Raw genomic sequence first — 26,450 nt, forward strand, 5'->3', positions numbered from 1 at the left:
CCCATAGGCAAAAGAGGTAAGCCACGGGCCGACAGAGCGGCCGCCCAGTACAATTCCGTCTACACTGCTGGTATGTCTTCTTGCATAAATCCCAACTGCTATCATAACCGCAAAAAACAGGATCAAAATAATTAATTTTACTGCCATTTCTTTTCCCTCTTCTTTCTTTTTAGCTTTAAACCGTAACGCTTTAACGCGTTAAATTATTTACTAAAAAAATAACATACTTTATCATACTGTGTCAAGAAGAATTTTCCTATTAAATCAAAAAAGGAACCAAAACAGAAAATCTACCAATCCTCTGTTTCAGCTCCTTGTCTCATTCTATATTATGTATCCGCGCAGCCTTTCTATTTCATTTTCTCTACCCGATCCTGAATCGTCTTGTTGAAATTCTCGATCTTTCTGCTGTATGGTTCATTCATATATTTAGAATGAAGCATAAAGTCTGCAGTGGCAAGGTTATTTGCAATCGGAATATCATAGACAACTGCAATCCGCAGCAATGCTTTTACATCCGGATCATGAGGCTGTGCTTCCAGCGGATCCCACAAAAAGATCATAAAATCAATCTGTCCTTCCACGATCTTGGCACCAATCTGCTGATCTCCTCCCAAAGGACCGCTGCAGTATCCTTTCACAGGAAGCCCGGTGCGCTCTGCGATCAGACGGGCTGTTGTACCTGTCCCGCACAGAAAATGACTCTTCAAAATATCCTTGTTCCTGTCGCACCATTCTACCAGCTCCTGCTTTTTGCCGTCATGGGCGACAAGGGCAATATGCTTTGCCTTTTCAATTTCCAGTGTAACATAATCTTCTGACAACATTTTTTCACCTTCTTAGCTGATTTTTTTCCTATGCCGCTTCTTACTCCCACTGTTCCATAGACTCAAATCTGGGAAGACTTAAAGCAGCGATCAGAACTGTTATTATCATACTATAAACCGGAACAATTAGGAAGAGCAAATTGAAATTTAAAATTCCTGCCACTACAGCAAGAACAACTCCGATTCCGATAATACCTCCCTGGACACCCATGCGGAAAAACTGCTTTGCCGTTTCCCCCAGCGTATTTCCGAAGATACTCTCTCCCAGAACTTTGATATACAGGCGATTTGCCTGCAAAACCACATAAGTTGCAATGATCATCGCCATCTGATAGACGGGAATCTTCCAGGCGATCCCTACCGGAACAACAAAAATCGTCACATCGATCAGTGATCTGATATGATCCATCAGCGTAGCATACCAGAGTTTTTTGACTGCCGGAGCCGGGATTAAATAAATATACGGAAGTTCCAGTTCCTTTCCCCATTTTCCGAGAAATCCTGTACTGACAAATGTCATATAAGCGATCACTCCCATCAAAACAGTTCCCGGGGGAAGCTGAGGCGGAAATTCTGCTGCAGGATCTATAAATACAATGCAGACTATCGCTCCGATCACTGCAGTCAGTGTAAAACCACCGAATATGAAGAATCTTTCCTTTTTGTACTCAGACAGCTGCCGATAAAAAATTGCTTTTGCGCCTGTCCCTCTGTATGTTGCTCTGGCTGCCCGGTATTTCTTCTTCCCTAAAGAAAATGAACTTTCTCCCTTTTTGCTTTTCTCTTTCAGTTTCTTGTAATCATCAGCGAATTTCGCTGCATCCTCATAGTATTCTCCACTGCATTTGATCCGGTATGCCGCCACAATCATAACGGCGCACAGCAGAATATAAAGGATCGTTCCTGCTATAGTCCACATATTTCCTCCTAATACAATGAGGCGTACAGCAGCCGTATTCCAGCCGGCCACAGGAATCATCTGCAGTATGGGAGACTCCAGAAAATGAAGCGCGCTGGCAAAACTGAATCCTTCCTTTATCAGATACCAGCCTGCAGTTGCAGCCACTGCCCCTAATATCAGAAAGATACCAATACGGACTGCAAAAATCAGTCTCTGAAATCTCTCTTCACCGGAATAAAGAAAGACAATCAGCCCTGCTTCAAATGCAGTCTCTGTAATAAAGGTAAAGAAAAACAGAAGGACCGCATTGGTCAGAGGTACATCAAATACCCAGAAAGCTGCCACTGAAAACAGCAAATCTGCCACAAATGTTACCGTATAATTCAGTATAGCGCCATGCAGCAGGACAATTTTTGAACTGATAGGTGCTGTAAATACCAAATGCGCATGGCTTGGCCTGAAAATAATTCCTTTCATTTTAGCGTAGGAAAGAAAGTTAGAGCAAAAAATAAAATAGATCCACACGGTCATCAGATAGACAATTCCTCTTTTGTCTTTGATGCCTCCGGTTTCGGCCAGACTCCCGAAACTGAAAATAATAAGGATCGCATACGCAATGATCAATACAAAGTACAGATAGGATACCGGCTTTTTCAGCGCCCGTTTCATACGGTTAATAAAACTTCTCTTTGTCAGATACCACAACGCCTTCATCCTATTCACCACCTGTCATCTCAAAGAACAGATCATCCAGATCTTTATTGCCCACTTCTTCCTTGCGGTAAGAACCGATGATCTTTCCTTTTTTCATTACGTACATAATATCCCAGAGTTCCTCTACCATCTCCAGCATATGAGTGCTGATCAGCACAGTCACCTGCTGCCTTTTCAACTCCAGAATTACTTCCTTGAGTTCTTTGATCGCCTGGGGATCCAGCCCCACCATGGGCTCATCAAAAAGAATAACCCTCGGTTTAACCGCCAGGGCGCAGCAGATGCTTACTTTCTGCATCATCCCCTTGGACAGTTCACTTCCCATCTTATCCTGCTTGTCCTGAAGTTCAAATCTTTCGAGCAGTGCATTGACCTCCTCTTCTGTAATATCAGAAGAATAAGCCATTTTCATATACTCAATATGTTCTCTTACCGTCAGTGCATCAAACATAGCCGGAATTTCCGGAACATATCCAAAAATTCTTTTTGCTTCAAGTTCTTTGGACAAAATGCCATTGATCCTGATCTGTCCTGTGTATCTTAAAAGGCCTGCTATACTTTTGATGATCGTTGACTTTCCGGCGCCGTTTGGTCCCAGCAAAATGCCGATCTGTCCATCCGGCACCTGAAAGCTTACCCGATCTACCGCCAGGTTTTTCCCATAATATTTTGTTAATTCCCACACCTCTAACATCGTCTTCTCCTTCATCTGTCTGTGTTTTTATTGTATTATTATTTTAATACAATTATATTCATATGCCTTTTCTGTGTCAAGTCTTTTCTTTTGTACTTTGATTACTATTCACAGCCGTTTCAGACTTGGCAGCATGCGCGTTGTACTTGCACAAAAGCACTTGCTGCCAAGTCTGAAACAGAACTGCGAAGCGGTCACCCCACCCACATAAGCAGTCTTAGCCCCGCAAGGGGGCGGGACTGAAGCGCGTAAGCGCGACGAGTGCGCATGTGGGTAACTGTGAATAGTAACAGCCTATATAATAATGCAGACCATTCCTCCGTTGCTGTCATTGACAATTTTTTGCATGGTATCCTGCAGTTTTACCTGGCTTTCATCATTGATCATGGAAATCTTGCTCTGCATGCCATCCATCACCAGTTCTTCAATGGATTTTCCAAAAATGTTAGTCCCCCAGATTCCTCCGTCAGAATCCTTCGCGTTCTTTATATAGCGGATCAAATCCTCTGCCTGTTGTTCACTTCCCACGATCGGGGCAATCTCCGTCTCAATATTTGCTCTGATCAGATGAATAGACGGAGCGTGGGAATGGATCTTCACGCCATACTTATTCCCCTGACGTATTACTACCGGCTCGTCAAGAGTAATTTCCTCCCTTACCGGTTTTACAACTCCGTATCCTTTCATCCGCACACTGGCAAATGCCCCCTGTACTCCTTCGTATTCTTTCTTCATCTCTGACAGACGATGGAGTTCCGATATCAGCTCATATTCCCCTTTGATCTGTGCTCCGGTCAGATCGCTTAAAACCTGATAATAATATTCCTCTCCTACTTTGATCTGTATTTTTACGCATCCGGTATCCATCTCGATTTTATCTACTCTCATCTCTTCTATGTATGGACTGTCCGGCTTTTCTATCCCTGCCGCCGCATCGCGGATCTCGCCCAGCTGTTCCATTACTTCCCGTATATGTACAAGAAGCTCCTGTTTGATATCATGTTCTCTTGGAAGCATCTCCACCCATTTGGGAATAAAAAACTGAACTTCGGCAATGGGAAACTCAAAGAGCACCGCCTTCATGATCTTATGGATATCTTCTTCTTTCAGCTGTTCACAATTCACCGGAATCGCCTGCACTTTGTACTGCTGCCTGATATATTCTGCCGTTTCTTTTGCTTCTTCGCTCATCGGTCTTTTGCTGTTCACCAGCACAACGAAAGGCTTTCCAATACTCTGCAGTTCCCGGATCGTGCGCTCTTCCGGCTCCAGATAGTTCTTTCTTTCAATCTCTCCGATACTTCCGTCTGTTGTTACTACGATCCCTATAGTAGAGTGATCATGGATCACTTTCTGAGTCCCGATGCCTGCAGCCTTTGTAAAAGGAATTTCATAATCAAACCAGGGGGTTTTTACTTTTCTCTCTTCCTTTCCTTCCTCATGCCCCACTGCCCCTTCCGTCATATATCCCACACAGTCGATCAGCCGTATTTTCACTGACACATCTTCTGTCAGGCTGATCTGGGCTGCCTCTTTTGGTACAAACTTGGGTTCTGTAGTCATAATGGTCCTTCCTGAGGCTGACTGCGGCAATTCATCCCTTGTTCTTGCCTTTGCATGTTCCTCCGTCATATGAGGCAGAACAAGAACATCCATGAATCTTTTAATAAATGTTGATTTTCCAGTCCTCACCGGTCCTACTACTCCTATGTATATTTCTCCGTTTGTCCTTACCTGTATATCCTTGTATAACTGATAATTGTCCATGTTCTCTGGCCCCTTCCACATATGCTGTTAGAATATATGCACTCCTTTCCCTGTTTAGAAGCTGCTTTCTCTGGTTTTTCATCTTTTAATAGCCTGTATCTATTGTTTCTGTGTTTATTTTGTATTGGATTGCAAATGCCTGTTTTGTTAAAATGTAAACAGATAAATACAAAGAAAGAGGAGCGAATAATCATGGAAAGACATCAGATTACGGGACATACTGAGTTGATCGGTCTTATGGCATACCCCATCCGACATTCCCAGTCTCCGGCCACTCATAACGCTGCCTATGAAAAATTAGGCGTAGATATTGTAAATCTGGCATTTGAAGTAAATGCCGATGATCTGGAAGACGCCATCAAAGGGCTTCGTGCTCTGAAGATGAGAGGTTCCAACATCTCCATGCCAAACAAAACCATCGTACACAAGTATCTGGACGAGATTTCTCCGGCTGCCATGCTCTGTGGCGCCGTCAACACTATCGTCAATAGAGACGGATACCTCATCGGCCACAATACAGACGGGATCGGATATGTCCAGTCTCTGAAAGACAACAGCATTGATCCTGCCGGAAAGAAAGTAACCATTGTCGGGTCCGGCGGCGCGGCAACTGCCGTACAGATTCAGTCTGCTTTGGACGGAGTCAGGGAAATGTCTATTTTTGCAAGAGATGACAGTTTCCGGGATAATGCACTGGAAACAGTGGATAAAATCAACAAAAACACAAACTGTAAAGCCACATTTTATCCTCTGGAAGACCTGGACTGCCTGAAAAAAGAGATGGCTTCCAGCTATCTGTTCACCAACGCCACCGGAGTCGGTATGAAACCGCTTGAGGGACAGACCTACATTCCCGACGCTTCCTTTTTCCCGAAGGAACTGATCGTGACAGACGTCATTTACTCCCCCCATGAGACTGCCATGCTGAAAATGGCAAGAAAAGCGGGATGTAAGACCATGAACGGCCAGGGTATGATGCTCTTTCAGGCAATTGCCGCTATTGAGCTGATGTTGGGACAGCGCGTGGACAGTGAATACATGAAAGAAAAACTTGGCATTTCCTATGTCTATGAAGACTGATATTCAGGGAGGTAAAATGATGCATACAGTAAAAATCAGAAATCTGGAACTTGGGGCTGGGATTCCCGCCATCTGCATCCCCAATGTAGGAAAAACGGAAGAAGAGATTCTCTCCCTTACCAGACAGTATAAGTCCATGCCTATGGATCTTATGGAATGGCGGGCAGACTGGTTTGAAGAAGTGGAACATACAGAGCGGGTACTGGATGTGCTGTCTAAAATTCATGAAATTCTTCAGGATACGCCTCTTCTTTTCACTTTCCGCACCCAAAAAGAAGGCGGTGTCCATCCAATGGACACTGACTCCTACGTATCTTTAAACAAGTCCGCCGCCAGATCAGGACTTGCAGATCTCATTGATGTAGAGTTTTTCACGGGTGATGAGATTGTTGCCGATCTCATCCGTTTCATCCATGAAAACGGCGCAAAAGTTGTGGCCTCCAACCATGATTTTGAAAAGACTCCGGCCAAGGACGACATGATTTACCGTCTGCGCCGGATGCAGGATATGGGAGCTGATATCCCAAAACTTGCCGTCATGCCTCAAAACAAACGGGATGTGATCACTCTTCTTGCAGCCACAGAAGAAATGGCGTCTGATTATGCCAATCGGCCGATCATTACCATGTCCATGGCCGGAACAGGAAGCATCAGCCGTCTCTCCTGCGAGGCTTTCGGATCCTGCCTCACTTTCGGATCCGGCTCCATGGCTTCTGCCCCCGGACAGATTGCAGCGGGTGAACTCTACGATGTGCTTAAGACAGTACACAGCGCCCTGGGCTGTTAAGTCAAAAACCCACCGGCAGAAACGGCTTTTCATTCAGCCGATTCTCCCGGTGGGTTTTTCTTAACATTATTTCCTAATATCTTTCTTCAGACCATTTCAGGAACTTTCCGGTCTGTGCATCAATCTCAAATTCATATTCCTTTTGCTGGTAGATGATATCTCCTTCATATACGTAATATCCGTCATCCAGTTCCAGCTCCATGCGGATATCTGCCTCGGTAGCTCCGCTGACTCTCTCAAGGGCCGCTGCCTTTGCATCTGCTTCACTCACTGCAACATTGGCTCCGGAAGTTCCGGATGCATTTGCGGTATTTCCACTGTTTGTCTGGTTCTGCGCTGTGTCTCCATTGCTTCCTGCCTGGCTCTGTACCGCATTTCCTCCGGTTGTCTCTACATCTGCACTCAGGATTGTTCCGTCTGTTCCATTAATTTCATAATCATATTCTTTTTCCGCCACAGTGAACTGTACGTCATACTGCAGGCTTCCATCATCCTGATCCTGACTTATTTTCATTCTTGTTGTATCAGACTCCTGTACACCTGCATCCTCTAATGCGATCTTTTTTGCTTCCTCCTGCCCAATATCGGTACTGCTTCCCGATGTATTGTTCTGTACAGTACCGGCTCCCGAAACTCCGCATCCTGTCACTAAAACTGCCGTCATCATCACTGCTGCTCCAAGTATTTTTACTCTATTTCGTTTCATTTCTGTAATCTCCCTTCTTTTTCTTTGTTGTATTTACTATACCCACAAAAAATTAAAGTAAGATTAAAAAAGAAAAGTTTTTTTAATTTTCTTTTGAAGGCAGTGGAATCCTGCAGATAAACCGGCTTCCTTCTCCCAAAACACTTTCTGCCTCTATATCTCCTCCATGTTCTTTCGCGATCCATTTTACCATGGAAAGACCCAGGCCGGAATGACTGCCGTCGCTTCTTGCACTGTCTGCACGGAAAAATCGGTCCCATATGTGGGGAAGATCCTCTTTTGAAATCCCGATTCCATCATCCTTTACCTGAAGAACAGCTGCTCCTTCCTTTTGCTGCAGGGAAACTTCCGTATGACCGCCTCTTTTACCATAGGAAATGGAATTGGAAATTAAATTCACGAGAAGTCGTATATACAGGCTCTCATCCACGGCTGCGTATATCCCTTCCTCTATTGTTTCCGTAATCATAATTTCTTTTTCCCTGGCCAGGATGGTTTGTTCTTCTACTATCATCTCTGTTAACTCACTGATGTCCAGAAGTTCCTTTTGTATCACCTGTCTGCCCTGATCCGCCCTGGAAAGGAGCAAAAGCTGTGAGATCATGGATGATATTTCTTCCGCCTTTTTCTTTATCACCTCTGTCTGTCTCCTTTGCTCTTCAGAAAGAGCCGGATCCTGCAGGATTTCCTCACACTGCATCAGTATTACAGTCACCGGAGTGCGAAGTTCATGGGATACATCAGAGGTAAACTGTCTTTCTCTGTGAAAGGATTCCTCCAAATCTTCCAGCATATTGTCAAAAGTTGCTGCAAGATAATAGATCTCATCTTTTCCTTCCGGAAGACCTACCCGCATGGAAAGACTTCGTTCCCTTTGGATCTTCTGCACTGTCTCTGTCATCTTTTTTACCGGAAGAAACGCCCGGCGGATAAAGCGATAGCAGATAATGATCGTAATGGCTGCCAGCAGAGGAAGCAGGATCAGGGCAAAGCGCAGAGTGACCCGCATCGAATTTTCCGCCCGTGTAACGGAAGTAATTCCCCTGACGTAAACTTCTCCATATCCGTCCGCCCGGAAAGAAAGGTCAAACACATACCAGCTTTCATTTCTTCCTTTGATCGTCTGCAGCCCATCCGGCATAAAATCTGCCTGTGCGTCAAATCCTGCCGGAATCATTCCATAGAGAAATTCTCCGTCCTGTCCGTCATAGACAGACAGATAAACCCCTTCTTCCAGCGTATAAAAATCCGAATCTATTTTAAGATTTCCCTCACTTCCTTCGATATCCTCCAGACTTTCCTCTACCTGCTCCCTAAGTTTTGACTGAACGGAAGAAAGGATTTCCTGGTTACTCAAAGAAAACAGGATTGCCAGAGCCGCACAGGTCAAAAGGACCATAAAAGCTGCATAGAGCAGAGTAAGTTTTGTTTTTGCCGACCACCTTTTCATACATCATCCCTCAACACATATCCTGCTCCGCGTACTGTATGGATCAGTTTTTTCTCACTGCCCTCATCAATCTTACGCCGCAGATAGCGGATATAGACATCAATGACATTGGAACCGCCTGTAAAATCATAATTCCAGATATGCTGTTCCAGCTTGTCCCTTGACAGTACAATTCCCTGATTCTGCATCATATATCTTAAAAGGGTATATTCCCTGGCCGAAAGCGTAATCTCTCTTCCTCCTCTTGTCACTTTATGAGTATCCGTACACAAAACCAGATCTCCGACCATCAGGCAGTTTCCTTCTGCCTGCGCCGAAGGCTTCCTGAGCATAACCCGGATCCTTGCCAGCAGCTCTTCCACAGCAAAGGGTTTCACAAGATAATCATTGGCACCGGCATCCAGTCCGGCTACTCTGTCCTCAATACTGTCCTTTGCCGTCAGCAGAAGAACCGGAAGTGTCTTATCTTTTGCACGGATTTTTTTCAGAACAGAAAGACCGTCCAGCACCGGCATCATTATATCCAGTACAACCGCATCATATTCTGCTCCGCTCAAGTAGTCCAAAGCCTCCTGCCCGTCAAAACAGGAATCCACACTGTAATACTCTTCCTGAAGTCTCCTTTTCAACATCTGGTTCAGATTTTTTTCGTCTTCCGCAATGAGTATGCGCATTCTATTCCTCCATTCTTCTTTCCTGTTTGTGCCTGTTTTATTACTATTCACAGCCACCCCGCCTGTATGCGCACTCGTCGCGCTTACGCGCTTCAGTTCCGCCCCTTACGGGGCTAAGACTGCTTATATAGGTGGGGTGACTGCTTCACAGGTCTGAAACGGCTGTGAATACTAACTCTGTTTTCTATAAATTACCGCAGGAAAAAGGATCCGTCAAGCGGATCCTTTTTATCGGTACTTTTGTCCGGCCGTTCTATTCATCCGTTCCCATATAGAGATCGAATAGTTCCTCTCCCGCCTGTTTCCGGATGTTTTCATATACCGGCTGGCAGGCCTGTCTCATTTCCTGCCATGTCGTCTCATCGACAGATATGATTTCCATTCCTTCTTTCTCCAGCTGCTTCTGCCTTTCTCCCTGTCTTGTATCGGCAGATTCTCTGGCCTCTTCCTGGGCATTTTGGGCCGCCTGGCGGATGATCTCCTGCTGTTCCTCCTCTAATGTCTGGAAAAATTCGTCGCTGGAGATCAAAGTAATATAATCCGGGACTGCATTCGTCTGGATCAGATATTTCTGCTGCTCATAAAGTTTTGCGCTTACAATCAGCTCATAGGCATTCTCCTGTGCGTCGATCGTCCCCTGCTGAAGCCCGATATACACTTCACTGAAAGTCATCGGAGTCGGATTGGCTCCCATTGCTTTCCAGAACTGGAGATGATAAGTATTTTCCATGGTACGGATCTTCTGCCCTTTAAAACTTTCCATCCCTTCAAATGGTTCACTGCTGGTCATCACCCGGAAGCATTGATCCGCCATACCGAGGAGCTGATATCCTGCATTCTCATAAATTTCCTGAACAATTTCCTGAAAACGGGGATCATCAATGGTATCCCTCGCCTCCTCTATATCCTCAAATGCACAGGGAGTGTCGAAGACGCACAGTTCCGGCATAAAGCTGACCTGTGGCGCCGGAGACTGCACTACAAAAGGAATATCGCCGTCCTTACAGCTCTCCATCAGTTCCCGGTCTCCTCCAAGGGTACTTTGCGGATATACCTGGATTTCCATCTGTCCGTCACTTAAACGTTCCACTTCTTCAGCAAATGATTCAGCAAACACATGGGTAATGGTATCTTCCGTACTGCAGGTGGCAAGAGGCCACGCATAGCGCTGTTCTTTTCCGTCTGCAGCCTGCTTGTCTGTGGAAGCCATGCCGAATGCCGCTGTCCCGGCGCTTGCCGCCAGGAGAACTCCCACAATTGCTCCGCTCCATATTTTCTTCATCTTTCTTCTCCTCCTATAACAACGCAAGACTTAACTGCGGAATAAATGTGATCAGCAAAAGGGCGATCAGGAAATATCCGATCATGGGAAGCGCCCGTTTTGCAATCTGAACCACCGGTATATCTGTCAGCGAGCTTGCCACAAACAGATTCACCCCAATAGGCGGCGTTACAAATCCAATGGCAAGATTTACCACCATCATTACTCCAAAGTGGATCGGATCCACTCCCACTCCTGTCATGATAGGCAGAAGGATCGGCGTCAGGATCAGAATAGCCGGTGTAGTATCCATGATCATTCCCACCAGAAGGAGGAAAAGATTTACGACAATAAGGATCAGTATTTTATTAGAAAAATTCTCCAGTATCCAGCCACTGATCGTCTGAGGCACCTGCATTAAAGTAAGAACCCTGGAAAAAGCAATGGAGGCTGCAAGAATAAAAAGAATCGGCGCATATGTCCTCACTCCCTCAGCAAACACTGCGTACAAATCTCGGAAAGAAAGGGATTTATACAGAAACAGGCTGACAATCAGAGAATAAAATACAGAAATCACCGCTGCCTCTGTGGGAGATGCAACCCCGGAATAAATACAGCCCAGTATGATCACCGGAGAAAGTACTGCAAAGAAGCTGCTTTTAAACACTTTCCAAAGTCCCTGTGACCGCAGATGATCGATTTCCCCGTTGATCCTTTCTTTATCTTCCCCGTTCTTTTTACAGTAATAAACAGCATACACCATCAGCATAATCCCGATAAGTATGCCCGGAATGATCCCGGCAATAAAAATATCACTGACCGACACACCGGATGCCATTCCATACATAATAAAGGGAATGCTGGGAGGAATGATGACACCCAGGCTTCCTGCTACAGCAACCAGGGCTGTGCAAAATCTTTTATCATATCCTAAATTTACCAGCAAAGGAATGGTCATACTCCCTACTGCTGCAACTGTAGCAATCCCGGAACCGGAAATTGCCCCGTAAAACAGGCAGGTTACAACGACTGCGCAAGGCAGGCCTGCTGTCTTTTTGCCGATAAAGTAGGCAAAAAGATCAAAAAGCCGCTTGGAAATACCGCCTCTTGCCATGATGATACCGGACAGGATAAACATAGGAACCGCAAGAAGCGGAAAACTGTCCAGTCCTCCGAACATAGAGCGGATCACATAAGTGGCGCTTGCCGTAAATGACGGGTCAAATGCCCCTGGCAGTACGGACACAATCCCCAGTGAAACCGAAATGGGAATCGCGATCAGCAGACACACAAAAAACAAAATCAATACCACTGCAGATGACATTTAATCCTCCTCCTTTTCTTCTCTTTCCCCCAGAATGATCTGGAGCCGATACAGCCATTTCTGTATCAGGCGGATGACACACAGTACAAAACTGATCACTGTAAACGACTGGATGACATACATGGGGATTCCACAGGCGGGACTTAACTGTCCGCTCTCTATTCCCGACATGACATATTTCCATGCAAAGGGGATCAGATAAGAGAAAAATACAAGCTGTATGCTGTAACTGATCAGGCGGAAAATATGTACGCCTCTTCCCGGCAGCATATTCACTAACTGATCGATCTTCACTGACAGACTCTTCTTAATACAGTAGCTGGCACTTAAAAATCCGGAGCATATAAACAGAAATCTTGTTATTTCCTCTGACCAGGAAAGGGACGATGCAAATACATATCTTGCAGTAATCTGTATCCCCATAACAACGACCATAATCCCCAGCATAATGAGAAGCAGGGCTTCTTCCATGTGCTCTTCCGATCTTTTTTAAAGTTTCATTTGGGCTACCTCCCTCTCCGTTTTATTCCTTTTTCTTTTCTAATTCATATATTTTATCTATACTTTTTTCTAAAAAAAGGATGTGGATACTGCACACATTTACAGTATTCACACCCTTCTTTTTTCGTCCAACGCTTTATTTGCTAAGGGCACTCTTACCGAAAATCTTCTTATACTGTACAGCCAGATAAGCCATCATAAGAATTGCGATCACTGCTGCCGCAAGAAGCAGTCCCATCATTGTATATACGGCTGACGCCTCCCCGATGGATTTTGTCATTGCGGACACGATATATGGAAGGAAGCAGCTTGCAAGTCCCATCCATGTATAGTAGATACCTGTATTCCTTCCTTTTGGTCCCGGGCACATTTCCTGGCGGACTCCCAGCCCTGTCTGAAGGGCGCCGCCTGCTGCGAAGAATCCCAGAAGGGCAATTGCCACATAGATTACCGCCACATTGCTTACAAGGAGCACAATGCCAAGTGCAACTGCTGTGAATACAGAGTCGATCAGTACAACCTTAAGAGGATTCCACTGAAGCTTACCCATCATGACCGCCCAGAATATAACAGCAATGACAGAACCAGCTGTATATATGGATGTCATGCCTGCTGCCTGTGCTTCTGTCAGACCGCAGTTGCTCATACCAAATGCCTTTGTATACTGCTGTGCGCCATACATAATAAACATACACAGGAAACCATAGAACATGGTAATAAAGTTTACAAGTCCGTTTGGCTTCACAAGCATTTTTGCCTTTGCTGCTTCAATTTCCGCCTGCGCTGCATTTTCTGTCTTTCCATCTGCCGTCTTAACTGTTTCTTTCATCTGATCGTCATAGGCAAACGGCGCAATCACTGCAAGCACTACTGCAATGATCGACATGACAAGCGGAATCCAGATATTGATCTGCCAGTTTCCTGCTGCAGAAAACTGAACTGCCAGAAGCGGGTAAATGATACCGGACAAAGATACGAAAAATTTAATTCCGATAAGAGCAGATCCGGCATATCTTTGCTGAACGGATTCCTGCGCTGCCGGATAGAGGGATGCATCCCAGAATCCTGAAGTTGCCACACCTGCCAGGAAAGCGCTCACACATGCCACCATGAAGTTAGAAGTGAACAAAAGTCCTGCAAAACAGATGATATAGAGGATTCCACCTGCGATTGCCATTTTCTTCCGCCCGATCCGGTCGGAAAATTCTCCTCCAAGCCACACGGTCAGCATTTTTCCAAAGCCTGTTGCCGTAATTGCCAAAGACACGGCTGCCGCGCCTTCTACAGCGTCTGTGTATCCCCACTGGGTATAAAAGTTCACCTGGTTCTGTGACAATATGATTGCCTGAATACCATGAGTGAAGTATGCCATGTACACCATTGCCAGTGATAAAATATACTTTTTCGCTTTCATGACCTTTCTCCTCTTCCTATTTTGCCTGTTCTGCCTGGAATTTCTGATACTCTTCCAGCGGCATCTTCTTTCCTACGAACAATTCATAATTGACAGCTCCCTGCTGAAGCAGCATTCCCTTTCCGCCGATGGCCTTACAGCCTGCCTCCTCTGCTTCAAGGATCATTTTTGTTTTTTCCGGATTATAAACCGTATCAGCTACTACAAGATCCTTGCGGTACCAGGACTTGTCGATCAGTGTCACATCGTCATGAGGCTTCATACCCATTGTTGTGGCATTGATTACGATATCGCAGTTTGCAACTGTTTCTTTCAGTTTTTCCTGATCTTCCAGGTCCTCTACTGTCACAACACATTCCGGACATTTCTCTGCCAGTTTTGCTTTTGTTCCTTCTGCTCTTTCAAAAAACTCATCTTTCACATTAAAAATATGTACTTCTTTTGCACCGTCCAAAGCAAGCTGCACCTGGATCGCTGTTGCGGCTCCGCCCGCTCCCAGTACAATTGTCTTTTTACCTTTTACGTCCACTCCATTGACTTCCAGATTCTTTACAAATCCCACGCCGTCTGTAATATGTCCGGTGATAACGCCGTCATCATTGACAAAGGTGTTGCAGGCTCCGATGATCTCTGCAGCCGGGGACAGTTTGTCCACCAGCTTGGCAGCGATATTTTTGCAGGGCATCGTAAAGTTTCCGCCCCTCATTTTCAAAAGCCTTATTGTCTCAAATACTTTCGGCATCTGTTCCACATTTACATCAAACGCCAGATATGCATAGTCCAGGCCATCGTGCTGAAAACTGAAATTATACATTGCCGGTGATCCCGAATGTCCTACCGGGCTCCCGAATAACGCCATTAAACCTGTATGTCCTGAAATTCTTTTTTCCATTTTTCCTTCCTCCCGACTTGTTCTATTTGATACAGACTTTTCTTAAATCTGCATTGCCGCCGCATAGGCTTCTTTTGTAGCATCCAATGCTCTTCTTGCTCTTGTTGCGTCTCCGACTACATATACTTCCTGACCAAGTTCTTCTAACTGTTCTGCAAACGGATTGTAATTCTTAAATCCCATGGAAAGGACGACAGAATCAAATCCTCTCACTTCATGTCTGCTTCCGTCCGGAGACTCATACTCTACACCGTCGTCAAAGAATTTGCATACTTTCGCACCTGTAATTTCTTTGATTCCGTAATTCTTAAAGTCTTCCATCAGAAATACTCTGTGTTCATGGATCACGTCCGCACCTACTGTATCGCGGTATTCGATAACGGTCACATCATGCTGCTGCTCTCCCAAAAAGGCTGCTGTCTCACATCCTACCATACCGCCGCCTACAACAAGGACTTTTTTGCCGGCCGCCCTCTTACCGTCCAGAAGATCAGAACCGTGAATAATAGCAGGATTTTCAATGCCCTCGATAGGGAGGATCAGTGTTCTTGATCCGGTAGATACGATCACTGCATCCGGTTTTTCTGCTTTTACCATCTCAAGGTCAACCGTTGTATTCATATGAATTTTCACGCCTGCTTTTTCGCATCTTACGATATAACTGCGGATCATATTTGTAATATCGCCTTTTCCCGGCGGATAAGCTGCAAGCCGCATATTTCCGCCCAGTTTATCTGTTCTTTCATAAAGAGAAACATCATGCCCTCTTTCTGCTGCGACAAAAGCTGCACACATACCGGCGACACCGCCTCCGATCACCATAACTTTTTTGGATTTTTCTGCTTTCGGATATCCCTGCGCCTCATGTCCCAGGAATGGATTCACCAGACAGCAGATCGGCTCGCCTTTATACATATTTGCAACACAGCCCTGCAGACAGGCGATGCACGGAACCAGATCTTCCAGATTGTCATTCATTGCTTTTTCCGGCATATGAGGATCTGCAAGGGACTGACGGCCAAATGCCACAAGGTCAGCGCGTCCTTCCCGAAGAAGAAGCTCTGCATAATAAGGCTCTGTATAACGTCCTACTGTAATGACCGGAATAGAAACTGCCCGTTTGATCTCCGTAACAAGATCTGCGGAAAATCCGGCATGTACGGCAGTTGGCGCCCACATATATTCATCTTTGATATGTACAGCACGGGATACGTGGAGGCCTTCTACGCCGCAGTCTTCCAGATAAGCGGCAATAGCAGCGCTGTCATGTACATCATCTCCGCCTTCCACCTCATCGGAACTGTTAATACGGGCAAGGATCGCAACCTTTCCTCCCACTCTTCTTTTGACCTCTTCCACAATGAGGCGCGGAAAACGCATTCTGTTCTCAAAGTTTCCGCCAAACTCATCTACACGTTTATTTGTCCGCGGGGAAATAAAGGAATTTACCAGGTAACCATGAGCCATATGAATCTCTACAGCGTCTGCTCCTGCTTTCATGGCACGCTCCGCTGCATCTCCATAACCTTTTACCAGTTCATAGACCTTTTCTGTCGGTACTTCTACCGGCGTGTCTTTCCCATATACAGAAGGAATGGCGGAAGCTGCTTCAATTGGAGCTCCTGCGTTCTTTGCATTTCCCTCAGGCCCTGCATTCTGCAGCTGAATGGAAACCTTAGCTCCCTCTGCATGACAGGCATCGGTAATCTTTTTCAGACTCTCAATGCTGCTGTCATCGTAAAGACAGGGCTTTTTCGGTCCTCCCTTTGCGCCGTGATGGACAACAGTTGCCTCAATTGTGATCAATCCGAACTGTCCTTTTGCCCGCTCCGCATAGTAGGCAACAGACTGATCGCTCCATGTTCCATCCGGATTTGCAAAGTTATTTCCCATAGGAGGGACAACAAAACGGTTTTTTACTGTCATAGGTCCGATCTGAATCGGGGAAAACATTGTCTTAAATCTCATCTTTATTTCCTCACTTTTTCTATTTGTTTTTCTCAATTTAAAGTTTTACAGGGCTTCTTAGTCTTCCACCATTTCCGGCCATGCCTCTTTCAATACTTTTTCAGTATTATCGTATGTATAGGCAGCAGCTTCTTTCAGGCCTCTTCCAAGGATTTCATCGGAAATAACTTCCACTCCGATCACCTTCGGATCAATTCCTGCCTCTTTGATCATTTTTACAAATCCTGCTGTGTCCTTAGCACCTGTTCCCGGAGCAAGACGGTCATGCATGGATTCATCCCTTAAAATCGAAGCAGCGTATGGTCTTTCGTATGCATCATTGATCTGGATGGAGATTACCCTTTCAGCCTGCTCTTTTGTCAGAATATCGTACGGCTGGTCTGCTCTTACCCAATGCCATGTATCCAGAATAATGTAGGCATTTTCGGCTCCGGAAGCTTTTACAACTGCCCATGCCTTTTCCAGATTCGGGATACCGCTGTACGGCATCGGCTCTACACCGATAATTCTTTTTCCTGCTCTGTGGCAAAGTTCTTTCAGTTTCTGTGCGGTATGCTCTACAGAATAGTTCTCCATCAGACCACAGTTAATATGGTTTACTCCAAACAGATCGCACATATGGAAGCACATCTGCTCTTTATATTTCTGCTCATAGGAACGGTTGTCCTCTGCCCACTGTACGATGTATTCTACTTCTGTCACTTTCATTCCGTGTTTGTCAAGGATTGCCAGAATATCCTCATCATAAAGTCCTTCGTTCAGTGCATCCACATATGTCTCTGCACGCAGGCCGATCCCCTCATATCCTGCCTCTTTTGCTGCAATAACACGATCCTCAAATTTGCACTGATCTCCCAGGGTCCATGAGCTGACTGTGATTGGATTTTTCTTTGACATAGTTTCTTCTCCTTCCATTGTTAAAATTGAACATTTTCCTTCTTTTTTTCTGTTCAATCTTGTGATATTTGCTATGGTTTAATTATATGCTATTGTTAAATAAAAAACAAATTCGTAATATAATGCAAATTCATAGAATTTGTTTATAGTTTATGCTAAAATAAAAAATCAACAAAGGAGGGTCGCCAATGAATCTATACCATTTACGCTATTTTGTAACACTGGCCCATCTGGAGCATTATACAAAAGCTGCTGAACTCCTCTCCATTACACAGCCAAGCCTAAGCCATGCCATCTCTTCTCTGGAAAAGGAACTGGGGGTCCGTCTCTTTGAAAAGGAAGGCAGAAATGTCGTTCTTACCAAATGCGGGCGTGCTTTTCTGGAAGATGTGGAGCAGTCCCTGGCGCTTTTGGACTCCAGCGTCAACAAACTGCAGCTGACCGGCAGCGGGGAAGGTCAGATCGATGTGGCGGTGCTGAGGGTATTAAGCACAGACCTCGTTCCCCGGCTCGTACGCGGATATCTGGATCAGCATCCCGGTCGGAATATTGATTTCCGTTTTCACAATTCCACCGGGCTTACCCCGGACATGATCGAAGGTCTGAAGACCCGGAAATATGATATTGCCTTTTGTTCCAAAATGGGAAATGAACCTTCCATCGAGTTTATCCCGGTGGCAAAGCAGGATCTGGTACTGATCGTGCCGAACCAGCATCCTCTAAGTACCAGAAATGAAATTGATCTTGCAGACACACTGCCTTATCCTCATGTTGGGTTTTCAAAAAGAAGCGGCATAAGGCCTACCATTGATAAACTTTTCCTTGAATGCGGCGGAATGCCGCAGATGGCATATGAAGTGGAAGAAGATCAGGCCGTGGCCGGACTGGTTGCCGCCGGATTTGGTATTGCAGTTGTGCCGCACATGCCTATTCTGGCTTATATGCCTGTACAGATCATCCGGATTGCCCGCCCTACCTGGGAGCGTATTTTCTATATGTGCACACTGAAGGATGTGTATCAGGCGCCGGTCATCAATGAGTTTAAAAGGTATGTACGACAAAAGGCCAAAATATTGCTAAAAACTTAACAGGGGACGTAACAAAGTTTAAAAGTGTTACGTGTCAAATTAACATTCCATAGAAAAATCAGCGTATCGCTACGTGATACGCTGATTTTTCTTACTTTTTATGCATGTTTCTGTACACTTTTTTCTTTCTTCGTTAAACTTTTTGCATTCGTGATGTCAACATCAATCCCAGGATTTTGCAGTATGCTCTGCTTTTCCTTTCCGCATCATCAGGTCATATACTGCCTCTTTTGCATTTTTCCCTTCAAAGAGGATCGCATTGACCTGCTCAATAATGGGCATGTCCACTTCGTATTTTTTGCCGAGAGCTACAGCTGCTTTGGTAGAATACACTCCTTCTACCACCATTTTCACCTCGTCCATTGCTTCCTGCATAGTCTTGCCCTGTCCGATCAGATAACCGGCTTTACGATTACGGCTGTGAACACTGGCGCATGTTACAATAAGATCACCGATTCCGGTCAGTCCCATAAAACTTTCTTTTGTGCCGCCCATCTTCACGCCCAGCTTTGCAATTTCATGGATTCCTCTTGTAATAAGAGCTGCCTTTGTATTATCTCCATAACCAAGGCCGTCAGCCATGCCTGCCGCCAGCGCAATGACATTTTTCAGGGATCCTCCAAGCTCAATTCCCAGGATATCCGGGCTTGTATACACACGGAAGACCTCATTCATAAACATCTTCTGCAGGTATTCCGCGGTAGCCTTTGTCTTGGCGCCAACCACAACACTTGTAGGAAGCTGTCTTCCCACTTCCTCTGCATGACTTGGACCGGACAGCACTGCCACATCCGCCTGCGGGATCTCCTCCTCAATCTGGTCGGACAGTGTCATAAGGGTGGCCTCTTCAATTCCCTTTGCCACATTAACGAGTATCTGCCCATCTGCCACATAAGGAGCCATTGTTCTTGCAGTGCTTCTCGTAAATGGAGAGGGAACTGCCAGAACCACAAAATCTTTTCCGACTACAGTTTCTTCTACATTTGTGGTAAACTTCATATCCTCCGGAAGCCTTACGCCCGGAAGCTTGCTTTTGTGCTCCCGCTCTTTTGAAAGCATTTCCACCTCGTCTGCATTGATGGACCACACAGTCACATCATGCCCGTTTTTGTGAAGGAGAAGTGAGAGAGCTGTTCCCCAGCTTCCCGCTCCCATAATCCCTACTTTTGCCATATTATTCCTCCTCTCTATGCATATCCGCAAATTATCCTGCGGAAATTTACCTTCCACCGAAGCTTAATTTATTCTCAGTACCTTCTCTGAGCCTTTGTATGTTGGATCTGTGTTTAAAAAATGCTGAAATCACAACCAGTGCGGCAAGAATGTAGATCTCATACAGATAACTGCCTTGCACACCGAATCCCCCCATCTGTCCATATACAACAACACAGAGGAAATATATGATCACCACTGCCAGAGACCCTACAGATACATATTTTGTCCCTGCGACCATGCCCACAAACACCGCAAGACAGATCAGCATGATCCAGATATTCCAGCTGGTAATAATGATCCCTGCAGTAACGGCAATTCCCTTTCCTCCCTTAAACTTCATATAAAAAGGATAGTTATGCCCAAGCACTGCTCCGATCCCTGCGTACATGGACAGCACAGGGAGAATATCACCGTGGCTTCCGCCGTAGATCAGCCGTACCACCAGCACCGCAAATACGCACTTAAGGCAGTCGCCCAGCAGGGTAATAAGCCCCGCCTTTTTTCCCATTGTCCTTAATGCATTGGTGGTCCCGGCATTCCCGCTTCCTTTTGTGCGGATATCAATATGTTTTGTTTTTCCGTACAAATATCCGGTCTGGAACAATCCAAACACATATCCGATCAACAAACAAATGATTCGTTCCATTTCCTACTGCTCCTTTTCCTTTCGCTGACGAATGAAAAATCTTAAAGAAGTTCCTTTAAACCCAAAGGCCTCCCGTATTTTATTTTCCAAATATCGTGTATATGAAAAATGCATCAGCTCTTTATCATTCACAAAAATTACGAAAGTCGGCGGCTTCACCGATACCTGGGTAATATAGTAAAGCTTCAGCCGTTTTCCCTTGTCTGACGGCGGCTGCTGCATAGCAACTGCCTCCATCATGATCTCATTGAGCACTCCTGTAGCCACGCGGAGTGTCTGGTTCTGAATGACCATATCAATCTTTTCAAACAGTTTCGGCAGCCTCTGCCCGGTCAGTGCAGATACATACATAATCTCCGCATAGGGCATAAAGGAAAGAATCTGACGCACACGGCTTTCATATTCTCTCATCGTCTTGTCGTTCTTTTCAATGGCATCCCACTTGTTGACCACAATGATGATCCCTTTTCCTCTTTCGTGAGCAATTCCCGCGATTTTGGCATCCTGCTCCGTCACACCCTCTGCAGCGTCAATGACAACAAGAACCACATCTGCTCTCTCCACAGCAGTTACCGTACGGATGATACTGTAACGCTCCAGTTCTTCTTTAATCTTGTTCTTTCTCCGGAGCCCTGCAGTATCAATAAACACATATTCTTTGCCGTCGTGAACCACCTCTGTATCAATGGCATCCCTGGTAGTTCCCGCTATATCAGACACGATCACTCTCTGCTCGCCCAGCAGGCGGTTGATGATCGAGGATTTCCCTACATTGGGCTTCCCTACAATGGCTACTCTCGGACGCTCGTCCTCCTCTTCCTCTGCAGAATGTTCCGGAAAATGAGCGATCACCGCATCCAGCATATCTCCAAGTCCCAGCTTGGAGGAAGCGGATATAGGCATGGGATCTCCGATTCCAAGATTATAAAATTCATAGACATCTACTGCAAATTTATCAAAATTATCTACTTTATTTACCACTAACACAACTGGCTTCCCGGAACGCCGGAGCATGTCTGCAACCTTTGCATCCGCGTCGATCAGCCCCTGTCGTACATCGGTCAGGAAAATGATAACGTCTGCCGTATCAATGGCAATCTGCGCCTGCTCCCTCATCTGCGAAAGGATAATATCTTTACTCTCCGGTTCAATTCCACCGGTATCGATCAGTGTAAATTCTCTGTCAAGCCAGGACACTTCTGCATAAATACGATCCCGCGTTACACCTGGCGTATCTTTTACAATGGAGATCATCTCTCCTGCAAGTACATTAAAAAGGGTGGATTTTCCAACGTTTGGCCTTCCTACAATGGCCACCACCGGTTTACTCATGGTCTTCCTCCTATCTTTCTTTCAAAACGGCCTCAATAAAATTCTGCCCGCTTGATTTTACAATATCTATGTCAGATTGTAAAGCTTCTTTCAAATCCTCCAAAGTCATGTCATCCAAAAATACCTCTTCTCCGCTCCGAAACATACTGCATGGAAGAAGAAGAACATTTCCCAGCTCTTTTCCCTTAAGCTGTGCTGCAAGATCTGTCCCTGTGATCAGGCCGGCCACGGTAATCTTCTCCCCGAAAAAGTCGTTTCTGATCTCATAGACATGGATCTTTGTCCCGGAATACTTCCCTTCGATCCGATCCGCCATAGCTCTGATAAAAGGAAATGCAAGCTTTCCGGTGGCAATAGACACTTCTCTTGGCTTCTCATCGCCCGGAAGCTCCGCAAACGCCTCCTGAAATTCATTTTCAAGAAGCCTTAACATGCCCACTCCATTTTCCAGCTGCAGGTATCCGTCGTATCTTTCCTCTTCCGGAAGTTCCTGCCCTGCCAGCAGATACCATTCATCTCCTGCATGGATAAAGTGGATCCCCCACTTCTCATATAACTTTTTCTGCCAGCGGTGTATCACTTCCAGTACCTTGATGGCGTCCTCTTTGCCAAAAGGCTCCAATGGATACAGCCCGTCCCGGAATTTTGTAAGTCCCACCGGAACAACTGACACGCTCTGAAGATAGGGAAGATACTCTGACAGATCACGGATACTTCTCTCCAGCTCTTCTCCGTCGTTGACGCCCTTACACAGAACAATCTGTCCGTTCATACAGATCTGACCTTCATACAGACGCTTTACCTTCTCAAGGGCCTCTCCCGCGAAACGGTTGTGCAGCATTTCGCAGCGAAGAACCGGATTTGTCGTATGAAAGGAAATATTAATCGGTTCCAAATGGTACCGGATGATCCGGTCAATGTCATGATCGCTCATATTGGTAAGCGTAATATAATTTCCCTGCAGGAAAGAAAGGCGCGAGTCGTCATCCTTGAAATAGAGAGTATCTCTCATGCCTTCCGGCATTTGATCAATAAAACAGAAAATGCACTTGTTTCGACAGGAACGATACTCATCCATCAGACCTTTTCCAAAATCAATCCCCAAATCCTCTTCATATTCTTTTTCTATTTCAAGTTCCCACTCTTCGCCATTTCTTTTTTCGATCAGAAGCGTCAGCTCCTCATCGTTAACAAAAAAATGGTAATCAAATACGTCTTCAATTTCCTGACTATTGATAGACAGTAGAAAATCTCCCGGTTCGACACCAAGCTCTTCTGCAATACTGCCCGGCTTTACGTCTTTTATTTCATGCTTATGGCTCATAGAATAAACTCCTATTATTAAATTATCAGCGAAATAAGTATAACATATTCTTCCCGATTTAGTTGACCTTTTTATAGGAAAAATGATATAAATAATAAAGAAAAGAAAAAATATAATACACAGGAGGCACTTATGCCAAATTTAGAACTCTTGGAACAGGCTCTGCCTGTCGCCCCTTTAAAGATTGCCGCTCTGGAAAGCTGCAGAGAAATGGGGCAAAAAGTAAATGATTACATCGTACAGTTTCGTCGGGAAACACTGAAGGAAGACTTAAATTCTCCTTTGTTTTCCAACTATCAGACGGACAACTATCTTATAGAATGTCATTGCCCCCGCTTCGGAAGCGGAGAGGCAAAGGGGCTTCTCAAGGAATCTGTCCGCGGAAAAGATCTCTTCATTATGGTCGATGTCTGCAATTACAGCCTGACCTACAGTGTAAATGGACATCTCAACCACATGTCCCCGGACGATCATTACCAGGATTTGAAGCGTATTATCTCTGCGGCCAATGGAAAAGCACACCGCATCAATGTCATGATGCCTTTCCTCTATGAGAGCCGGCAGCATAAACGTACAAAACGTGAGTCCCTGGACTGCGCACTTGCCCTGGAAGAACTGGTAGATATGGGCGTTTCCAATATCCTCACCTTTGACGCCCACGATCCGCGGGTGCAAAATGCGATCCCTCTTCTGGGATTTGACAACTTCAATCCTCCATATCAGTTCATGAAGGCACTGCTTCGTGCCGAACCGGATCTGCAGGTAGACAAAGAACATCTGATGATCGTAAGCCCCGATGAAGGAGCAATGCACCGGGCAGTCTACTTCTCCAATGTCCTTGGAGTAGATATGGGAATGTTCTACAAACGCCGTGATTACTCTACTATTGTAAATGGAAAGAATCCAATCGTAGCCCATGAATTTCTCGGATCTGATGTAAAAGACAAAAATCTGATCATTGTGGATGATATGATCTCTTCCGGAGAAAGTATGCTGGATGTGGCAAAACAGCTGAAAGACCGCGGAGCCGGACGAGTATTTGTCTGCACTACCTTTGGTCTTTTCACAAATGGACTGTCTGCCTTTGATGAATACTATGAAAAAGGCTATATCGACCGCGTGATCACTACAAACCTGACGTATCTGCCGCCTGCGGCTCTGGACAAGCCATATTTTGTAACAGCCGATATGAGCAAATTTATTGCTCTTATCATTGAATCCCTGAATCATGATATTTCCATTGGCTCTGTTCTGGATCCTACACAGAAAATCCATGTTCTTCTTGAAAAGCATCGGGCTGCTCTTGCCGCTGGAATAAAATAACGATATGAAATAAGAAAGACTTCCATGATCTGCCGTAAATCGTTGGAAGTCTTTCTTGTTTTTATCATATAAAATATGTTCTATTTATTAAAATCTGTATAGACGCCTCCGCTTTCCATATGTATCCCTCTTGCCTCTGCCATTTCCGATACAGTTACCAGCTGATAGCCTGCATCCACTAGTTTAGGGATCAAAGTAAGCGCTGCATCTACACTGGAACCATGTATATCATGAAGGAGAACAATGTCACCGTCATCTGCAGTCTGAAGCACATTATTGACCACTGCATTCGCATCCTTCGTTTTCCAGTCCAGCGTGTCAATATTCCACAGGATCATAGGCATTCCCACATTTTTCTTCAGCGCATCATTGATCGCCCCATAAGGCGGACGCATCACTGTCGCTGTCTGCCCGCATGCCTTCTCGATCAGATTATTCGTATCACCGATCTGTGCGCGCATATCTGCATCGTTTAATTTAGGCAGTTCCGGGTGATTATAGGAATGATTGCCCAGCTCGCAGCCTGCCTCTACCATTTTGGAAATGACGTCTTCATGGCCGGGAATATTGATTCCCTGCATAAAAAACGTGGCGTGGGCATTATATTTTTCCAAAGCAGCAATCAACTCTGCCGTCCGATCTCCCGGTCCATCATCAAATGTAAGAGCCATCATGGGCTGCTCAGGGTCAATCTTACTTTTTTTAGACTCCAGCGCCCCCTCTTCATCAAAGACACATACAGATGAGCCGATCCTTTGCTTTCCTGTTGCCATCTCACCTTCCTGGTTGAAATAGTAGGTCTTCTCATCCAGTTCCATCCACCCTAGTGCTGCTTTTCCATCTGAAAGAAGATACGCTTTGCTCTCACCCTTCTTTTTCCACTGATCTTTCTGCATGATACCTTTTTCATCAAAGAAATAGTAACTTGCTCCGATCTGCTTCCATCCGCTGACTTTCCGGCCATCTTCTCCAAAATAGTAAGTTCTTTCCTTTACTGTAACAAAATCATTTTCCACATAAGTACCATCCCAGCGCCGGAACTTCTCTTTGTCCCATTCGCCTACTTTATTCAGAACAGTGAGATCTCCGTCCGTCAGCTTTATGGTTACCTTCCCTTTCCACTTCTTGGCAAGCTGCTGCTCTATCTCTTTGGAAAGCTGTAACTGGATCGGAAATTTTCCTTCCTTTGTCCCGTCTGCTTTGCAGGCAATCTCATAGCCTTTCCCCTGCTTCAGATCCTGCATCAGATCCCAGACTGTATATCCACTTTTTTTGTCCAGTTTCTTTTTATGCATCTTTTTTTCTTTCGCCTCACTGGACACTTTTGTCTGAAACGCCGGCATTTCTTCGCCCTGCTTTATTGAAACTGACTTCGCTTCTACTGTGATCAATATATTTCTACTCTTTAGAGCTGCTACCGTAGTCTGAAAAGCAATGATAAGCAGGATAAGCAAAATAAATGCCCCAATTACTCGTTTAACTGTCTTCTCCCGTTTTAACCTCTGTTTTCTGTCCCGCACAGAATGAGCGGATTCTCTTTGCTTTATCATATGTACCTCATTTCACCGGAGTTTTTCCGCTTCTGTCATCATTTTTCAGATATCTGCCTTATAATTATATTACTTTGATATCTGATACCTTATTTAGAATAACATTGCCCTACTT

23 protein-coding genes are annotated in these 26,450 nt (G+C 45.2%); 4 read left to right on the forward strand and 19 right to left on the reverse strand.

The window, feature by feature from the left end; translation table 11 throughout:
• Positions 1–350 precede the first annotated feature (350 nt).
• The 4 genes from WJ238_RS01330 to spoIVA all read right to left on the reverse strand — a co-directional run bounded on the left by WJ238_RS01330 (position 351) and on the right by spoIVA (position 4,903).
• Positions 351–827, reverse strand: coding sequence for a methylglyoxal synthase (locus WJ238_RS01330; protein ID WP_230105918.1), 477 nt, complete (start codon positions 825–827; stop codon positions 351–353).
• 40 nt (positions 828–867) lie between these two features.
• Positions 868–2,442, reverse strand: a complete 1,575-nt coding sequence (locus tag WJ238_RS01335; RefSeq protein WP_337605941.1) for a putative ABC exporter domain-containing protein — start codon at positions 2,440–2,442, stop codon at positions 868–870.
• Position 2,443: 1 nt separating this feature from the next.
• Positions 2,444–3,136: an ABC transporter ATP-binding protein gene (locus WJ238_RS01340; RefSeq protein ID WP_230105916.1), complete on the reverse strand. Its 693-nt coding sequence runs from the start codon at positions 3,134–3,136 to the stop codon at positions 2,444–2,446.
• A gap of 294 nt (positions 3,137–3,430) precedes the next feature.
• Positions 3,431–4,903, reverse strand: coding sequence for a stage IV sporulation protein A (gene spoIVA / locus WJ238_RS01345; RefSeq protein ID WP_256193539.1), 1,473 nt, complete (start codon positions 4,901–4,903; stop codon positions 3,431–3,433).
• Between the two features lie 192 nt (positions 4,904–5,095).
• Between spoIVA and WJ238_RS01350 the strand changes: the two genes are divergently transcribed.
• Together WJ238_RS01350 and aroD are read left to right on the forward strand one after the other, a co-directional pair.
• The gene (locus tag WJ238_RS01350) at positions 5,096–5,983 is read left to right on the forward strand and encodes a quinate/shikimate dehydrogenase (protein WP_316270227.1); all 888 of its coding nucleotides are present in this window, start codon (positions 5,096–5,098) and stop codon (positions 5,981–5,983) included.
• Positions 5,984–6,002: 19 nt separating this feature from the next.
• Positions 6,003–6,770 (forward strand): type I 3-dehydroquinate dehydratase, encoded by a 768-nt coding sequence (gene aroD / locus WJ238_RS01355; RefSeq protein WP_230107609.1) that lies wholly within the window; start codon positions 6,003–6,005, stop codon positions 6,768–6,770.
• A 73-nt stretch (positions 6,771–6,843) separates the two neighbouring features.
• Here the strand turns inward: aroD and WJ238_RS01360 are convergent, their stop codons facing one another.
• From WJ238_RS01360 to WJ238_RS01405, 10 genes are all read right to left on the reverse strand, one after another.
• A complete protein-coding gene (locus tag WJ238_RS01360) occupies positions 6,844–7,476 on the reverse strand; it encodes a PepSY domain-containing protein (RefSeq protein ID WP_337605942.1) in 633 nt (210 codons plus the stop codon).
• Positions 7,477–7,558: 82 nt separating this feature from the next.
• On the reverse strand, positions 7,559–8,926 hold the full coding sequence (locus tag WJ238_RS01365) for a sensor histidine kinase (protein ID WP_316270223.1): 1,368 nt from the start codon (positions 8,924–8,926) through the stop codon (positions 7,559–7,561).
• On the reverse strand, positions 8,923–9,600 hold the full coding sequence (locus tag WJ238_RS01370; RefSeq protein WP_316264808.1) for a response regulator transcription factor: 678 nt from the start codon (positions 9,598–9,600) through the stop codon (positions 8,923–8,925). The genes WJ238_RS01365 and WJ238_RS01370 overlap by 4 nt, the downstream gene beginning before the upstream one ends.
• Positions 9,601–9,853: 253 nt before the next feature.
• On the reverse strand, positions 9,854–10,882 hold the full coding sequence (locus WJ238_RS01375; RefSeq protein ID WP_337605943.1) for a TRAP transporter substrate-binding protein: 1,029 nt from the start codon (positions 10,880–10,882) through the stop codon (positions 9,854–9,856).
• 13 nt (positions 10,883–10,895) lie between these two features.
• Complete coding sequence (locus WJ238_RS01380; RefSeq protein ID WP_230105909.1) at positions 10,896–12,185, reverse strand: TRAP transporter large permease; 1,290 nt, start codon at positions 12,183–12,185, stop codon at positions 10,896–10,898.
• Positions 12,186–12,656, reverse strand: a complete 471-nt coding sequence (locus WJ238_RS01385; protein WP_337605944.1) for a TRAP transporter small permease — start codon at positions 12,654–12,656, stop codon at positions 12,186–12,188. It abuts the gene before it with no gap.
• A gap of 166 nt (positions 12,657–12,822) precedes the next feature.
• Entirely contained in the window at positions 12,823–14,100 is a 1,278-nt protein-coding gene (locus WJ238_RS01390; RefSeq protein ID WP_230105907.1) for an MFS transporter, read from the reverse strand.
• Between the two features lie 16 nt (positions 14,101–14,116).
• Positions 14,117–14,992 (reverse strand): shikimate dehydrogenase, encoded by an 876-nt coding sequence (aroE, locus tag WJ238_RS01395; RefSeq protein ID WP_230105906.1) that lies wholly within the window; start codon positions 14,990–14,992, stop codon positions 14,117–14,119.
• Between the two features lie 42 nt (positions 14,993–15,034).
• Positions 15,035–16,960, reverse strand: coding sequence for an oxidoreductase (locus WJ238_RS01400; protein WP_337605945.1), 1,926 nt, complete (start codon positions 16,958–16,960; stop codon positions 15,035–15,037).
• Positions 16,961–17,017: 57 nt separating this feature from the next.
• The gene (locus WJ238_RS01405) at positions 17,018–17,857 is read right to left on the reverse strand and encodes a sugar phosphate isomerase/epimerase family protein (RefSeq protein WP_230105904.1); all 840 of its coding nucleotides are present in this window, start codon (positions 17,855–17,857) and stop codon (positions 17,018–17,020) included.
• A 188-nt stretch (positions 17,858–18,045) separates the two neighbouring features.
• Between WJ238_RS01405 and WJ238_RS01410 the strand changes: the two genes are divergently transcribed.
• Entirely contained in the window at positions 18,046–18,945 is a 900-nt protein-coding gene (locus tag WJ238_RS01410; protein ID WP_316264816.1) for a LysR family transcriptional regulator, read from the forward strand.
• 162 nt (positions 18,946–19,107) lie between these two features.
• Here WJ238_RS01410 and WJ238_RS01415 read toward each other — a convergent pair whose 3' ends face one another.
• Genes WJ238_RS01415 through WJ238_RS01430 form a run of 4 tightly spaced genes read right to left on the reverse strand, consistent with a single transcriptional unit; the run spans position 19,108 to position 23,462 of the window.
• Entirely contained in the window at positions 19,108–20,118 is a 1,011-nt protein-coding gene (locus WJ238_RS01415; RefSeq protein WP_316264817.1) for an NAD(P)H-dependent glycerol-3-phosphate dehydrogenase, read from the reverse strand.
• A gap of 46 nt (positions 20,119–20,164) precedes the next feature.
• Entirely contained in the window at positions 20,165–20,806 is a 642-nt protein-coding gene (gene plsY, locus WJ238_RS01420; protein WP_316264818.1) for a glycerol-3-phosphate 1-O-acyltransferase PlsY, read from the reverse strand.
• A 3-nt stretch (positions 20,807–20,809) separates the two neighbouring features.
• Positions 20,810–22,138 (reverse strand): ribosome biogenesis GTPase Der, encoded by a 1,329-nt coding sequence (gene der, locus WJ238_RS01425; protein WP_230105900.1) that lies wholly within the window; start codon positions 22,136–22,138, stop codon positions 20,810–20,812.
• A gap of 10 nt (positions 22,139–22,148) precedes the next feature.
• A complete protein-coding gene (locus tag WJ238_RS01430; protein WP_230105899.1) occupies positions 22,149–23,462 on the reverse strand; it encodes a DUF512 domain-containing protein in 1,314 nt (437 codons plus the stop codon).
• A 132-nt stretch (positions 23,463–23,594) separates the two neighbouring features.
• Here WJ238_RS01430 and prs point away from each other — a divergent pair, with 132 nt between their 5' ends.
• Positions 23,595–24,785, forward strand: a complete 1,191-nt coding sequence (gene prs, locus WJ238_RS01435; RefSeq protein WP_337605946.1) for a ribose-phosphate pyrophosphokinase — start codon at positions 23,595–23,597, stop codon at positions 24,783–24,785.
• 80 nt (positions 24,786–24,865) lie between these two features.
• On the opposite strand, the gene WJ238_RS01440 is transcribed toward prs, so the two are convergent.
• A complete protein-coding gene (locus WJ238_RS01440; RefSeq protein ID WP_337605947.1) occupies positions 24,866–26,335 on the reverse strand; it encodes a polysaccharide deacetylase family protein in 1,470 nt (489 codons plus the stop codon).
• Positions 26,336–26,450 lie beyond the last annotated feature (115 nt).

Source organism: Claveliimonas sp. (assembly GCF_037273965.1).
Classification (GTDB): domain Bacteria; phylum Bacillota; class Clostridia; order Lachnospirales; family Lachnospiraceae; genus Claveliimonas; species Claveliimonas bilis.